This is a genomic window from Oceanobacillus caeni, assembly GCF_042678465.1.
In the GTDB taxonomy this organism is placed as follows: domain Bacteria; phylum Bacillota; class Bacilli; order Bacillales; family Amphibacillaceae; genus Oceanobacillus; species Oceanobacillus caeni.
On sequence record NZ_JBHTKV010000009.1, the window covers coordinates 59,624 to 74,446 of the forward strand.

19 protein-coding genes are annotated in these 14,823 nt (G+C 35.5%); 8 read left to right on the forward strand and 11 right to left on the reverse strand.

Going from position 1 to position 14,823, the window contains the following annotated elements; all coding sequences use genetic code 11:
* Nucleotides 1–115: 115 nt before the first annotated feature.
* Entirely contained in the window at nt 116–892 is a 777-nt protein-coding gene (locus ACFQ18_RS08575) for a DUF2268 domain-containing protein (RefSeq protein ID WP_060667454.1), read from the forward strand.
* A 204-nt stretch (nt 893–1,096) separates the two neighbouring features.
* Here the strand turns inward: ACFQ18_RS08575 and ACFQ18_RS08580 are convergent, their stop codons facing one another.
* Entirely contained in the window at nt 1,097–1,360 is a 264-nt protein-coding gene (locus tag ACFQ18_RS08580; protein WP_204798142.1) for a hypothetical protein, read from the reverse strand.
* Between the two features lie 199 nt (nt 1,361–1,559).
* On the opposite strand from ACFQ18_RS08580, the gene ACFQ18_RS08585 reads away from it, so the two are divergent.
* A complete protein-coding gene (locus ACFQ18_RS08585; protein WP_225344197.1) occupies nt 1,560–1,670 on the forward strand; it encodes a YjcZ family sporulation protein in 111 nt (36 codons plus the stop codon).
* Nucleotides 1,671–1,895: 225 nt separating this feature from the next.
* Here the strand turns inward: ACFQ18_RS08585 and ACFQ18_RS08590 are convergent, their stop codons facing one another.
* Complete coding sequence (locus tag ACFQ18_RS08590; RefSeq protein WP_060667456.1) at nt 1,896–2,444, reverse strand: DUF6155 family protein; 549 nt, start codon at nt 2,442–2,444, stop codon at nt 1,896–1,898.
* Between the two features lie 632 nt (nt 2,445–3,076).
* Between ACFQ18_RS08590 and trpS the strand changes: the two genes are divergently transcribed.
* Nucleotides 3,077–4,075, forward strand: coding sequence for a tryptophan--tRNA ligase (gene trpS / locus ACFQ18_RS08595; protein ID WP_060667522.1), 999 nt, complete (start codon nt 3,077–3,079; stop codon nt 4,073–4,075).
* A gap of 107 nt (nt 4,076–4,182) precedes the next feature.
* Here the strand turns inward: trpS and ACFQ18_RS08600 are convergent, their stop codons facing one another.
* From ACFQ18_RS08600 to ACFQ18_RS08625, 6 genes are all read right to left on the reverse strand, one after another.
* Nucleotides 4,183–4,941, reverse strand: a complete 759-nt coding sequence (locus ACFQ18_RS08600; RefSeq protein WP_047186436.1) for a YjbA family protein — start codon at nt 4,939–4,941, stop codon at nt 4,183–4,185.
* A 237-nt stretch (nt 4,942–5,178) separates the two neighbouring features.
* Nucleotides 5,179–5,385, reverse strand: coding sequence for a hypothetical protein (locus ACFQ18_RS08605; RefSeq protein WP_047186437.1), 207 nt, complete (start codon nt 5,383–5,385; stop codon nt 5,179–5,181).
* Nucleotides 5,386–5,507: 122 nt separating this feature from the next.
* The gene (gene fabF / locus ACFQ18_RS08610; protein ID WP_204798141.1) at nt 5,508–6,749 is read right to left on the reverse strand and encodes a beta-ketoacyl-ACP synthase II; all 1,242 of its coding nucleotides are present in this window, start codon (nt 6,747–6,749) and stop codon (nt 5,508–5,510) included.
* A 22-nt stretch (nt 6,750–6,771) separates the two neighbouring features.
* On the reverse strand, nt 6,772–7,710 hold the full coding sequence (locus ACFQ18_RS08615) for a beta-ketoacyl-ACP synthase III (RefSeq protein WP_047186439.1): 939 nt from the start codon (nt 7,708–7,710) through the stop codon (nt 6,772–6,774).
* A 184-nt stretch (nt 7,711–7,894) separates the two neighbouring features.
* Nucleotides 7,895–8,860 carry a BMP family ABC transporter substrate-binding protein gene (locus ACFQ18_RS08620; RefSeq protein ID WP_257456410.1) on the reverse strand — a complete coding sequence of 322 codons (966 nt, stop codon included), beginning with the start codon at nt 8,858–8,860 and terminating at the stop codon, nt 7,895–7,897.
* Between the two features lie 82 nt (nt 8,861–8,942).
* Entirely contained in the window at nt 8,943–9,548 is a 606-nt protein-coding gene (locus ACFQ18_RS08625; RefSeq protein ID WP_204798140.1) for a hypothetical protein, read from the reverse strand.
* A 264-nt stretch (nt 9,549–9,812) separates the two neighbouring features.
* Here ACFQ18_RS08625 and ACFQ18_RS08630 point away from each other — a divergent pair, with 264 nt between their 5' ends.
* Nucleotides 9,813–9,986 carry a DUF2929 family protein gene (locus ACFQ18_RS08630; protein ID WP_083452449.1) on the forward strand — a complete coding sequence of 58 codons (174 nt, stop codon included), beginning with the start codon at nt 9,813–9,815 and terminating at the stop codon, nt 9,984–9,986.
* A gap of 72 nt (nt 9,987–10,058) precedes the next feature.
* Here ACFQ18_RS08630 and ACFQ18_RS08635 read toward each other — a convergent pair whose 3' ends face one another.
* Nucleotides 10,059–10,499, reverse strand: coding sequence for a hypothetical protein (locus ACFQ18_RS08635; RefSeq protein WP_204798139.1), 441 nt, complete (start codon nt 10,497–10,499; stop codon nt 10,059–10,061).
* A 95-nt stretch (nt 10,500–10,594) separates the two neighbouring features.
* On the opposite strand from ACFQ18_RS08635, the gene ACFQ18_RS08640 reads away from it, so the two are divergent.
* On the forward strand, nt 10,595–11,416 hold the full coding sequence (locus ACFQ18_RS08640) for an undecaprenyl-diphosphate phosphatase (protein WP_204798138.1): 822 nt from the start codon (nt 10,595–10,597) through the stop codon (nt 11,414–11,416).
* A gap of 617 nt (nt 11,417–12,033) precedes the next feature.
* Here the strand turns inward: ACFQ18_RS08640 and ACFQ18_RS08645 are convergent.
* Together ACFQ18_RS08645 and ACFQ18_RS08650 are read right to left on the reverse strand one after the other, a co-directional pair.
* A complete protein-coding gene (locus ACFQ18_RS08645; RefSeq protein WP_047186445.1) occupies nt 12,034–12,345 on the reverse strand; it encodes a metal-sulfur cluster assembly factor in 312 nt (103 codons plus the stop codon).
* A 75-nt stretch (nt 12,346–12,420) separates the two neighbouring features.
* Complete coding sequence (locus ACFQ18_RS08650; RefSeq protein ID WP_047186446.1) at nt 12,421–13,182, reverse strand: alpha/beta fold hydrolase; 762 nt, start codon at nt 13,180–13,182, stop codon at nt 12,421–12,423.
* A 204-nt stretch (nt 13,183–13,386) separates the two neighbouring features.
* On the opposite strand from ACFQ18_RS08650, the gene ACFQ18_RS08655 reads away from it, so the two are divergent.
* The 3 genes from ACFQ18_RS08655 to ACFQ18_RS08665 all read left to right on the forward strand — a co-directional run bounded on the left by ACFQ18_RS08655 (nt 13,387) and on the right by ACFQ18_RS08665 (nt 14,723).
* Entirely contained in the window at nt 13,387–14,205 is an 819-nt protein-coding gene (locus ACFQ18_RS08655) for a Cof-type HAD-IIB family hydrolase (protein ID WP_047186447.1), read from the forward strand.
* 171 nt (nt 14,206–14,376) lie between these two features.
* Nucleotides 14,377–14,511 carry a hypothetical protein gene (locus ACFQ18_RS08660; protein ID WP_257456403.1) on the forward strand — a complete coding sequence of 45 codons (135 nt, stop codon included), beginning with the start codon at nt 14,377–14,379 and terminating at the stop codon, nt 14,509–14,511.
* Nucleotides 14,512–14,534: 23 nt separating this feature from the next.
* The gene (locus ACFQ18_RS08665) at nt 14,535–14,723 is read left to right on the forward strand and encodes a DUF3813 family protein (RefSeq protein WP_047186448.1); all 189 of its coding nucleotides are present in this window, start codon (nt 14,535–14,537) and stop codon (nt 14,721–14,723) included.
* The last annotated feature ends 100 nt before the right edge of the window (nt 14,724–14,823 follow it).

The window sequence follows — 14,823 nt, forward strand, 5'->3', positions numbered from 1 at the left end:
CTATTTACAATATGTGGTTAAAAAATTTTAGTTCCCTATATAAATGATTTTGTTAAGTAACGTTTAGTTAAAATGCACATATTGTATGTAAGAGATAATCATAAGGAGCATTGCTATGAGTGTGATTAAAACGGATAAATGGTTGCTAGATTTGTATGACAAACCGATTGAATTATGCGAAAAGCTATTGAAACACTTTGACGGGGCTTATGCCGATGAAATCTATAACCACTTAACTTCCCATGGTATGTATAAGTATCCCATAAAGAATGGAGAAGACTTAATAAGAAAATTACAGGATAATAAAATATGGGAAATTGTTCATTTGGAAAAACAACAACTTCAAACATTATGGCAAGGACCTGATATCCCGGTTTTTATCTTTCCATCCGATCCCAATGACCGAAAAATGAAACAGAACCAGAATGGAAAATCTGGTCTTGCGTTCAAAGATAAACTATTTTTATTTATTTCAAAGGATAATACGGAGAAGGAGATAAGAGCTCTATTTACTCATGAGTATAACCATGTTTGTCGTCTTTCTCGTTATTCAAAAAAAGAAGAAGATTACGTCCTGTTGGATACCATTATTTTAGAAGGATTGGCTGAAAACGCAGTCTTTGAAAGGTTTGGTGATAAACTTTTAGCTAATTGGACAACGTATTATTCGGAAGATCAATTAGAGAAACTATGGAAAGAGCTAATTCTCCCAAATAAAAACACTTTAAAAGTGAAACGTAAACATCAGGAAATTTTGTATGGATTACGTCGCTATCCAAAAATGATAGGATATTGTGTCGGATATTACCTCGTTAAAAAATATAAAAAAACAAACGAATTAACATCTAAAGAGTTGTTAGGGATTAAATCCAATGTAATTGCACAGGTATAACAGACGAAAAAAATTCGTGTGTTATACCTGTGAGAAAAGTAAAGAAGACTAACCATCAATGGGAGATTCTTCCATCCCCACTGATGGTTAGTCGCACTTATCGGACCTTTATGGGCAGTTGACCTCCCAACCACCTTCTTTGTTTCCCAGAAGCTTGTGGTTGGAGTCTTACTCCCCGTTGAGGTGGGGCAAATTTCATATATATTACCAGAAGAAAAATGGAATTAAAGCCAATCCAACAATAGTACCTAATGCAAGCCCATAGCCGAATCCACCAAATCCATATCCATATCCATATCCATAACCAAACCCACCTAAATTTCTCCTACGCCCAAGTGGTTGTATATACACCCTATTGCGACTAACATGCTTAATAATTCCTCTGTGACGTCTTCCATCACGGGTTCTTATTTCAACTGCTCTACCCATATATTTTCTGCAAAGTGCATGATAATGACCAACTGACATTATTTCACCCCCATATTATTAGAGCTATCACATTGTATGTATCGGGGTTAATTGTCGTAAAGGACAAATTCATCAGGGTATTCGTTGAGTTTGAAAAACGTTTAAACATATGGATAAGCCTAAATCACTAAACCATAGGATATCCGTCTAAGCAGTATAGATTTTTCTACATATGTTGGTTTTTATGGAGGTGATGATCTTGAGTGAACCTGTTGCAGAATATGGTTATGGCGCAGGATTTGCGTTAATTGTCGTATTGTTTATCCTACTTATTATAATAGGAGTGTCCTATGTAGGATACGGTTACTAAGAAATATAATGTATGAGTATAAAGATAGATCTCCCACCTACCTTCTTTGTTCCTCAGAAGCTTGAGGTGGGGGTCTTACTGCCCGTTTAGATGAGATAAAGGCGTGGGATACTACTAAGTAGTTCACTTTTGATAAAGAGAAAACGGAATGAACAAGTCAAATAGCATACCAAATCTTGTAAATTAGTATACTATTTGACGTCTATGGGTTTATTAACCACAACGCTATTCCTCTAAAAAGCTAATTGAATAATATAAATCCTCTAAACCATCATGATAACCCCAGCCAATTCCATCTGACTCAACTACTACTTCATACAACCGGTCCTTAAGTTCATGAAATAGCTTTTCATCTTTTTCACATTCCGCGATAACTTTATCGTACATCGAAAGCATACTATCATAAAATCTCTCGTCTATATCCCCATATGTATTTGTGAATTCTGTTCCCACCTCAACATAAAACAACATTAAGTCAACTGTTTTAAGATGATCTTTTGTTAACTTTTTGAAGTTAGTAATTGCACTTTTTGCTTTAGACAAACGCATCTTCCCGAATCCCTTTTCTGGGAAAAATTCATTTTCTATTTCTGCCTTAGCATTCTCATATAAATCTTGAATGGTTTCCTCGCCTAAAAGCTTCACAGAAAGATAGTCTTGTATATTATTATTTTGTTTATACAGATCTACAATTAATTTAATCAGCTCATTTTGATTATATTCTTTTAAATGTCTCTTTAATTCTGGAATTTTAACCTTCGTAATGTTAGCCACACTATATCTCTCCTTGAAATTCAATAAATATTAATCAATCGTTCGTTAATCCATATCATCAATCTTCAGCATCGCGCTTTTTCGTACGTACATAATGAGTCGAATACGTTTTTTTAATTTTTTCCTACTCATCATTACCCTTTTTATGCTTAAACAATAGTGTTAATAAAATCATATCACATTTTAAAACATCATTCCCTTTTGTCAACATATAACTATGCTAAATACTTTCACTCATTCCGATTCCACTCAAATAGTACAAGCTTTCTAATCCATCCACTTTAACAAGAGACCAATAAGGTGAAAAGTCGAATTTTTCCTTCTTCCCAATATTTGGGGTAAGAACCTTTATCGCGGTTCTCTTGCATTTAAACCAAAGAATTTATATAATATTACAGAATCTAACAAATTTAGCGTAGACAAAATAAAAGTACAAATACCCTCTGGGTACGTAGAGAACTTGTGAATTTGGAAAACAAGTACCGATGATATTGGAGCTTGGTTTTTGTATCTTATTCGTCTAAAGTACATAAGTTAAGAAAATTAGGATGGCAATTCGGTTCATTCTTCCCTTTCCGGTGGGGGAATGGCCTTTTTTAAACGGGGAATTCAATAAAAATGGAGTGAAACAAATGGAAAAGATTTTTTCTGGTATACAACCTAGTGGTACATTAACACTTGGAAATTACCTAGGAGCACTTAAACAATTTGTGGAATTACAAGATGACTATGAATGTTATTTCTGCATCGTAGACGAGCATGCGATAACCGTGCCACAAGATCGATTAAAATTACGAAATAATATTCGTTCACTGGCAGCGCTTTACCTTGCTTCAGGAATTGATCCTAAAAAAGCAACCCTATTCATTCAATCTGAAGTACCAGCACATACTCAATTAGGATGGATTCTGCAATCGATGAACTACGTTGGCGAATTAGAGCGAATGACACAATATAAAGATAAATCGGAAGGGAAAGATGCTGTATCTGCTGCTCTTTTAACCTATCCTTCTTTAATGGCTGCAGATATTTTACTATACCAGTCAAATATTGTTCCGGTTGGAGACGATCAAAAACAACATCTTGAATTGACAAGAGATTTGGCCCAACGCTTTAATAATCGCTATGATAATGAAGTGTTTACGATTCCGGAAATTCGTATTCCAAAAGTTGGAGCAAGAGTCATGTCTTTACAAGATCCAACGAAGAAGATGAGTAAGTCCGATGAAAATGAAAAAGGATTTATTTCTATGCTTGACGATCCGAAGCGTATTGAAAAGAAAATAAAAAGTGCTGTTACAGACTCAGAAGGTATCGTTAAGTACGATAAGGCAAACAAACCAGGCGTATCTAACTTATTAACTATTTACTCTAGTTGCACAGGCGAATCCATTGAGGCTTTGGAAGCGAAATACGAAGGAAAAGGTTACGGCGAATTTAAACAGGATGTAGCCCAGGCTGTTATCTCTGTATTACAACCAATCCAAGAAAAATATAAAGAACTTATTGATTCTGATATCCTTGATGATATATTAGACCAAGGAGCAGAAAAAGCAGCTATTCCAGCAAATAGAACGTTAGCAAAAGCTAAAAAAGCAATGGGACTAGGAAGAGTAAAGAAGAAGAAATAAATTAAAACAGGCATTCGCTACTCAGCTTGGCGAATGCCTTATTAACAGGAAGAAATCCCTAACTTATTAAGAAAAGGCCATTCTAATAAAATAGAATGACCTTTTCTTTATTGACTAGAAGTGTTCTGTGTTTGACCGTTTTCCACTTCCCACATTTTTTCTAAAAACGGTTGGCCTTTAATTAACTTTCCACATAAATCCTCGTGTTGCTTACTCCAACCATCTTTTACCCCATTATATAATGTATCCCATGCTCTCTCTTCATCCATATATTTAATATAAGGATATTGCTTCGGATCCCATTCTGTTAACCAATAACGTAACTCTTCCAAATTATTAGATGTACGTAATTGATCTAACCCTATCATTAATAAATGTTTTAATTGACGCTCTTTTCTCGTAAGACCAAACACAAGATCTGGTGGCATAGAAAGTAAATGATACTCTTTTCCGTAATTTTCTACATCAAAACCAAATGATTGTGGTTTCGCCTTTTTAATCATATCGTAAACTAACTGTTCTTGTCTTGGGATTAATCTACTTTTACGTATGGGAATATGATATCCGGCTGTATCAATTGCCAAAATATCTTCCCCATTTGTTACGACACATGCATACTCCAATACTGTTCTTTCGTGTCCTTTTCTAATGTAAGCACGCTTATAGATAGCATCTGTTAAATCTTTCGGTAGATCATGCATATCATTTTCAATATAATCAAATAATCCTGGTGTTATGTACAATAGAGGAACCTGGTCTAGTAATTCAATCCCATCATCTTTTCGCCATTCATGAAAATGACAAACATTATACCCGTTTTCTTCTCCTTCAAACCAATTCACCCAAACATCATGCAAATATAACATAGACAACCCTCGCTTTAAATAAAACTTAATTATTAGAAGAACTCGCATTCGCTCGTCTTTTAGCGAACGTTAAAATTTTAGCTTCTTCGAGTTCGCTTTCTGCTAAAATTTTATAATTTCCTAACCTATAAAATCAGTCCGTCTTTGATAGATGACCATTTGCTTCAGCTGAACTAAATGGTTAACTTACCATACATTATGACCAATCCTGTAAAAAAATATTCTCTTCCAATGCGATTATGGGTTGTTTGAAAATCGATAAATAACCAACCATATGATAAGCAGTCCTATCGGTAAGAAATAACATTCGATTCTAGTAACAATGAAAGCAAAATAATCTGACCACAATAATCCTGCTGGTAAAAAGTTCAAATAGAATATTAATGAAATTCCACCTGTAATAGCTAGTCCAAATCCAACTAAAAAGAGAAAAACTGCTCCCATATTATTCACCTACACCTTGTCCACTTTAAAAATATATATGCTTGTCCATTGGCTTGATATGTCCAAATAAATAAAAAAGTAGCTGAACCCACATATTGGGATTCAACTACTCCTAATTTCTATTATCCATTATATTTTTTGAAAATTAAACTTACATTATGTCCACCAAATCCTAGTGAATTACTCATTACGATATTCACTTCTTGTTCACGAGCTTTGTTTGGTACATAATCTAAATCACAATCGTCATCAGGTGTTTCGTAATTTATAGTTGGTGGTACGATTCCATTTTGAATAGCTAGCAGTGAAATGACAGCTTCAATTCCACCTGCTGCTCCTAATAAATGACCTGTCATCGATTTAGTAGATGAAACAACTAAATTACGGGCGTGTTCAGCAAATACCGCTTTAATTGCTTGTGTTTCATATTTATCATTTAATGCGGTACTCGTTCCATGTGCATTAACATAGTCTACATCTTCTTTGTTAATACCCGCATCAGATAATGCATGGTTCATCGCACGGGTTGCACCTTCTCCATTTTCTGCTGGAGCTGTTATATGATATGCATCGCCAGTGGCACCGTAACCAACAATTTCGCCATAAATTCTAGCTCCACGTTCTAATGCTTTATCGAGGGCTTCTATTATTAGAATCCCTGATCCTTCTCCCATAACAAATCCATCACGATTCTTATCAAATGGACGACTTGCAGTTTTAGGATCTTCATTTGTTGATAAAGCCTTAGACGATGAGAAACCAGCAAAGGCCATATCGGAAATAGGTGCTTCCGTTCCGCCTGTAATCATATAGTCTGCATCACCACGTTGAACTGCTTTAAATGCGTCCCCAATGGAGTTTGCACCTGAGGCACAAGCAGTAACGGTACAAGAGTTGATACCTCTAGCACCGAGCTGAATGGATACCTGGCCCGCAGCCATATCTGGTATCATCATTGGAACGAAAAACGGACTAACACGACGAGGTCCCTTTTCCATTAAGATGGTATGTTGGTCTTCCCACGTTTTCATTCCACCAATTCCAGAGCCAATCCACACGCCAATACGGTCTCGGTTTTCATCATTTATATCTAATTTAGCATCTTCCACCGCCATTTTCGCCGCTGCTACCGCATATTGGGTAAATGGATCCATTTTCCTTGAATCTTTTTTATCCATAAATTTAGTTGGGTCAAAGTCTTTTACTTCTGCGGCAACTTTAGCAGGATATTTATCTTTATCAATCTTCGTTACAAAATCAATTCCTGATTTTCCATTAACAATGCTATCCCACATACTTTGAACATCATTACCAACGGGAGTAATTGCCCCTAAACCTGTAATTACAACTCGTCTTTTGTCCAATACGGATCCTCCTAACAATTCTCTATTTTCCCCAGCGTATAGCCATGGATCCCCATGTCAAACCACCGCCAAAACCTACTAAAACAATAATATCATCATCTTTTATTTTACCTTCTTTAAATGACTCTGATAGCGCAATGGCGATGGATGCTGCAGATGTATTTCCATATTTCTTAATTGATTGATTCATCCTATCCTCAGAAATTCCTAACCTTTGTCTAGCAGCTTCCATAATACGAATGTTCGCTTGATGAGGAATTAAATAATCTACATCTTCTTTCTTTAATCCCGCTTTTTCAATTACATTTACGGATGCTTCTGGCATTTTACGTACTGCGAATTTAAATACTTCACGGCCATTCATAAAAATATGGTTATTTGGATCTTCATACAGATGTTTTCCACCCGTTCCATCAGATCCTAGTTCATGCGCAAGAATCCCTCTTCCTTCCGATACTTCTCCAAGTACCGCCGCGCCAGCACCGTCCCCGAAAAGAACACATGTTGATCGATCGGTCCAATCCGTGATTTTAGACAGCTTTTCTACGCCAACTACTAGAATTTTTTTATAGGTTTTCGTCTCGATAAATTGTTTAGCAGTTGTTAGAGAGTAAATATATCCTGAACATGCTGCACTTACATCCATAGACGCTGCATTCACTGCACCAAGTTTCTCTTGAATCATACATGCTATAGATGGAAAAGGTGTATCCGGTGTAACCGTAGCAACTAGGATAAGGTCAAGTTCCTCCGCTTTTACATTGGCATCTTCTAATGCACTAGCAGCAGCGTGAAATGCCATATCCGAAGTTTTTATATCATCATCTGCTATTCTTCTTTCCTCTATACCTGTTCTTGTACGTATCCATTCATCATTCGTATCCACTATTTTTTCTAAATCATGATTGGTAACAACTTTTGGTGGAACATAATGTCCTAAACCTAAAAAACCAACTCCCATTTTCACCGCTCCTTAAAAAACTTGATAAATATATATCAATTCATACAATCAATTATTATGACTTGGTACTAATTTTAATATATAAGGGTACACTTGGCAAGAAAAAATCATTAATAGCGGATAAGAAAACCCCCTCTTGTATGATACATACAACTAAGGCATTCGCCAAACTTAAAGCAAATGCCTAGTTTTCTAACCGCTCATTAGGAAGTAAAGAACTTTCTTTATAGTCTTCAACGGTTTTATTTAAGGTCTCAATAAAATCCTTAGGAATAACCTTATTAAATTCCCCTAGAGAAATTACTCCATCTTGAAAATCAAAAGTTAGAATATCACCTTCTAATTTTCCTTTATTGAATTTCTCCGCGGTAATCTCATAGAGCTTGTCCACTTGTTGAATCGTACTGGTTAAAACTGCATTTGGAGCAAATTCTAATTGATCTTCTACATAACCAATAGCATATAAGCCATCTTTTTCTACTTGTTTAATAACTTTTTCACTATATGCATTTCCAACCGGATAAAAAACATCGACATTTTCATTCTTCATTTTTTCATACATCGAATAAGCGGTCTCTGTATCGTCCCAGCCTTTGATATAATCTATTTTAACCTCTGCGTTTGGGTTTTGGTATTTTACCCCTTCATAAAAACCTTCAATTTCTGGTTGCCACAAAAATGCTGCTACTACTCCGACTTTATTCGTCTTCGTCATTTTTCCTGCAACCATACCACCAAAAAATCCCATTGCATGAGAATTAAAATTAAGGCTGGTAATATTCTCTCCGTAAATACCACCATTAAAATAAACAAAGTGAACATCCGGATAATAACGGGATAACTCAGAGAAATAATCCCCATACAAACTACTATGACCAAAAATAAGATTGACACCATCATAAACAAGTTCATCGACTGCTTTTCTTATTTCTTCTTCCGTATCAATATTTTCTTTATAATAAACATCTGTATCAAATTCCTCACCGATACCAAGTAAGCCCTCATATCCACTTTCATTCCATGCGTTGCCATCAATTGTACTATCTAAAAGCATACCAACATTTTGAATTTGCCCTGATTCAAAATAGCTGCATCCAGTTAAAAATAGGACCATTAGGCAGATAAACAAACTACTTTTAAACGCTCTCAAAATATTGGCACTCCAATCTAAGAATCACTTATCCTATCTTATTATAGTTTATAACCTAATTACAGTTCAGTAAACATCAACATCACGAATCGTACAATATTCTATATTGTTTATAATGTTCTCTCAAATCCGCTACGTATTTCTCTTTTGGTTCACTCTCTCTAATGTATATAGCTTTCTTCTCAGAACGTTTCTCCTTTTCCTGTCTTGGATGGACATAAAGTTCATTGGTTTGGCTAGAAGTTTGAATCAATTGTAACAATACAGGCGTAAAAGAGTGAATTGATAGCGCATTATTCTTAAATTCCTCCGAATCAAATGTTATAAACTTTTTATGATGATAGATACCATTTTCATTCATTGGCATCCACTCACCGAATAAAATTGGCGTATGAATAGTAGTCAGGTCTGTTTGTTCTTTTTTCTGAATCCCGTTAATTGGTAAAAGCCATTTATTTCCGGCCTTAAAATCTTGAGCCTTTGGATGATCACCTATTATAATACATGTCTCATATTCCCTTTTTTCATCATTCACCATTTGAAAATCACTATTTCTACCAAAAAACATCAATAAATCGTCTTGCAAGTTGGGGTTAATCATTCCGTCTATGTTAAAATCGTGTTCCAGTAATGTATTTACAATATGGAACCCAATCCAATGATTACAATTCACAACCAATATCGACATTTCGATATACCTCCTCTAAAGTTTTTACTTTGCAGGTAGGAAAGTATAAAAATCTTTCCCGTCTGGGGATCCGATTACTCGCCCACCGTAAAGATTTGCATAAGTGCAACTAAGGCATTTGCCCAACCTAAAGCGAACGCCAAGTTTTCTAATCTTTATTTTAATAGAAATAAAGCTTTTCCTTTATGCTCTCTTTTGATAAACTAGATTTATAATTGCAAAATAAAAAAACTAGAACTAAATAGTTAATTGTGGGGTGTAATCATGCGATACATAGCATCTATTGTTTGGGCAATTTTAATCAGTTTTGCTATTTCTTATGTATTGTCAAGTATGGGTGGAGAACCATTTGTACTTTCTCATTCATTGATTTTAGCTGCATTATTCTCTATAGCGGTCTTTATTTTAGGAGACGTAGTATTAAAAGAGGATAATTAACCTTTAAAAGAATGACTAAAGAGTAATTAAATGGAAACCCTTGCCGCCAACTGGCAAGGGTTTTGATTTGTTTTAGTACCACGGTAATGCAGTAAGGGCAACTAAGGCAGCTAATGGTAGTACAAGTCTTGAAAATCTCCTTCTAGGATACGGATATCCATATCCAGGAAATCCGTATCCATAATAACCGAATTGTCTCATTTCTTCCTGTTCACCATACATTTGTTCATGAGAATTGTTTCGGAAGTTACCGTGGGTATGTTCATTCATCATTCCTGGATGAGTCGAATAACCCTGCATATTCCCCATCATTCCAGGCTGATGTTGATGCTGATGATGTGGGTAGTCTGCCATTTGTCCCATATTCCCTTGTTCAATTGGAATAGCGAAATAAGCATATTCCTCATCAAGGCCTGTTAAAATACCGTCAAATCTTTGACCATCGTTTGTTTCAGCTAGCACATAGGAGTGCATATGCTGTTTGCACAAATCATACATATGTTTATGTTTCATCTTTCAACCTCCTCACCATTTAGACTATTCATTAGCCTATTGGTTGGTGAATTATTTTTTGGAGGAGAAATTTATTCAAGTTAGGAGAGAAGGAATTGGATTTTTTTGAAAAAATATGGACTTTAATCGAGTACTTTATTTTGGGTTTAGTCCAAGGTATAACGGAACCTATCCCCATTTCATCTAGTGGCCATTTAATTATCTTCCGGGAATTATTCGGTATTGAAGCAGAAGGGCTTTCCTTTGAAATCTTTGTTAATTTTGCATCTTTATTAGCCATTTTAGTTATTTACTGGGAAGATATCATTCGATTAATCAGGAATGGATACTTATATGTTTTTAAAAGGGAAAATGCTGCCAAAGATGACTTCCGTTTTATCGTATACCTAGTTATAGCCACTATTCCAGTCGGAGTCGTTGGTGTATTATTTGGAGATGTGATTGGAGAATCGCTTAGTAGCACAAAAATAGTCGGATACACTTTATTAATTACCGCTGTTGCATTATGGATTATTCGGAATCTCCGTGGTAGAAAAAATGATGGTGATTTATCAACAAAAGATGCCATTATCGTAGGTTTGGCACAAACAGTGGCCGTTACTCCTGGCATTAGTCGTTCGGGTGCAACTATTGTTGGATCTATGTTAGTGGGAATGAAACAAGAGACTGCATTACGATTTTCATTTCTATTATATATCCCAGTTAGTCTCGGAACAGGCCTACTTGAAATACCAGATTTAATTAAAAGTCCCGAATTCCAAACGATGCTAATACCACATATCATTGCATTCGTTACAACATTTATCGCAACCTATTTTGCGCTAAAATGGTTTATGGGAATCATGGCCAAAGGAAACTTAAAATATTTCTCCTATTATTGTGTTGTAGTAGGATTTTTGGTTATTTTCTTTTTGTAAAATATAGTTTTATTTACCTAAACAGCAGAGCATTCGTAGTCGAATTTGCTTCTGCTGTTTTTTATTCCTTTTAGGGGGGAATAGAATTTTCTCACGGACATTTGACGGTTTTCTCATTGGCGTTTTGGCCATGATATCTACTCACGGACATTTGATGCATCTTCCATTGACGTTTTGGCCGTGATATCGCCTCTCACGGACATTTGATGCATCTTCCATTGACGTTTTGGCCGTGATATCGCCTCTCACGGACATTTGATGCGTCTTCCATCGGCGTTTTGGCCGTGATATCGCCTCTCACGGACATTTGATGCATCTTCCATTGACGTTTTGGCCGTGATATCGCCTCTCACGGACATTTGATGGGGCTTCCATTGATGTTTTGGCCATGATCTCACCTCTCATGGACGTATCCCGGTTTTCCTGAATGAATTTTGTCCGTGAGATAAGCTTTCCAAAGGGGCTTCTTTAGATTAAATTTTTATTTGCATAAAAAATATCAGGTTGAGAATAAATATTAATTCTCAACCTGATATTGCGTCATTTTCTATACATTTTTTCAAATGCTGAATCGTCCTGGGAACTCGTTACCGCAAAAAGAGCTGCGTCTTCTTGAATCAATCCGGAATACCCAAAGCAATTTTTGCATAACGTGACATCATATGTTTATTCCAAGCTGGTTCCCAAACAATGTCAACTTTTAGCTCTTTTATTTCAGGTATGTCTGCTAAAACAAATTTCACATCACGTTCGATATGTGCAGAAAGTGGACATCCCATTGAAGTTAAAGTCATAACGACCGTGCACAATCCTTCTTCATCCAAATCAACGTCATAGACTAGTCCCAAGTTAACAATATCTATCCCTAGCTCAGGGTCAATAACGTTCTCTAATGCACCCATAATATTTTCTTTAAGTGCTTCATCCATTCATTACAACCTCCCTTTAATGCCTTTCCTATATTTAAACATATTTTTCATACTATTTAAATGATGTAAATCACATTATACGTATTTTTCAAACCATTTCACAGTTTCCAGCTTTGCCATGCGACTAACTTTATGATCTCGATTTTTTTCTTTTATATAACGAATATGTTCTTTAATCTTATACTGCTCTTTCACTTCATTATAAAAGCTAAAAGAATGGTCAAATGGAACAACCGAATCCTTTTCACCATGCCAAAATAACAATGGTCGATCATTCAAGGTATCCTTCCTTAATGATAAATCGATTTCCTTTAATTGATCATATAATTGAGCAATCATTTCATCAAAATTAGGTATCGTTATTTGATCTTGAACACTTTTAATTAATTCCCTTGCAAATATTGATGGCTTGGGAGATCCCATTAATACAGCGGCTGCTTTAATCCACGGGAATTGAGTTAGCGCTGCAGATGTTGTTATTCCTCCCATGCTCGTACCAGCCAATCCAATTCTTTCATCTAATAAAATTTGTCTATCCTTTAACTCATGACGAATGGTATCGATATCTTTTAAATTTTGCAGAACAATTTCCCAAAATGCTAAGGTTCGTTTTACCGGGTCTATATCAAATTCTCTTTCACCATGATGTAAACTATCTGGTAAAATAACCCGTAAACCTCTCTCGGCAAGTAAATAAGCTAAATCCAGATTATGTTCTTTTGCACTTGTAAATCCGTGACTATATATTACTGTCGGCAATTTTTCTTTTTCCTTTGAAGCTTCAACTACGATTAAACTAGGTATCTTTTTTATTTCTTCTTTAAACACACCAATCATTACGACGCGACTCTCCTTGAACTATAATAATTATATTTTAAGCTTGTTGGACCCCTTCTTGCAAATTTTGTAAATACATTACACCTTTACACATTGCCTTTTCCACTATAAACTTGGCAGAAAGGTCTTTCTTACTAAATAAGTATAACCAGGGCATTTACAACCTAATAGCGAATGCCAAGTTTTCTAAATGGGGTGAATGGAATGTTAGATAAGTACTTAATTGCGTTAGATTTAGATGGAACGTTGTTAACGGATAGTAAAGAAATAGATCCTCGAACGAAACAAACCTTGCTTAAAGCAATGAACGAAGGACATATCGTTGTTATCGCTACAGGGAGACCACATCGGTCAAGTATAAATTATTACCATGAACTTGGTTTAAATACACCTATGGTAAATTTCAATGGTGCACTCCTTCATCATCCAACTGAAGAAAAGTGGGATATACTACATAATCCAATGTCGTTGAGAACAGCCAAAAAGATTATAGAAGCAAGTTATGATTTAAATGTACGAAATATTCTAGCTGAGGTAATGGATAATGTATACCTAGAACAATTTGATGAAGAAGTAATAGAACTCTTTCAAGGACCTAAAAACAATCCTCCGTTTACGATTGGCAATTTAAAAAACAAATTAACGGAAGATCCAACTTCTCTTCTTATTTTTCCAAACGAAAAAGAGGTTCATACATTGCGTAATCATTTAACAGAATTTCACGCTGAACTCATCGAGCATCGTAATGGGGGTGCACCATATCATGTTGTAGAAATTGTAAAAAAGGGAATGAACAAAGCAGTTGGACTCCATAAAATTGCGAAATACTACAATATTTCCAAAGAAAATATCATTGCCTTCGGGGATGAAGATAATGATTTAGAAATGATTGATTATGTAGGTGTAGGTGTTGCAATGGGAAACGCTATTAAAGAATTAAAACAAGTTGCAAACCATATAACAAATACCAATGAACAAAATGGTATTGGTACGTTTCTTGAAGAGTATTTAAAGTTAGATTAGACAAATGCGCACTAATTCCCGATTATTACCAAGCTTAATTTCGTTCAGGCGAACCATACTATAATTGAACGTAAAAAACGTTCACTTTTTGTTTTACTTCTTGAGCATCATTCAGGGGTTAAATTTAACCCCTGATGTTTCCATTCTAATTTCTGAAGGAGGAATTCAGGTATGGGAAAAGGAAGTAAATCACGTCGATTTGTACAACATGGTTCTGATTCCGTTAAAAAACATGCCGAGCGTTTCCCCTATCGTTCTACATTAGCTGAACGTGAAAGAGAAGTGAATGGACAAGAGAATCTTTAGAAGTACCTTTAGGAGGGTTTTCATTGCAAAACAACTTATTTCAACAAGCTAAAGACGCAGTAAATAACCTCATTAATGGTAATGCTAGTGAAGCTGATAAACAAGCAGCCGAAAGCGCAATTCAGTCTGCATACGAGGATGCATCTCCGCAAGAGAAGGAACATCTACAACAGCTTGAGCAACAGTTGAAGCAATCAAACCAACTAAAATAATTCATGTAACAAGTATAGACATCCCCTTTCATCAGGAAGGGGATGTTACTTTCATCCTTAAAAATAATTTGGTAATATAAAGACAAGTAGGTTTACGAGG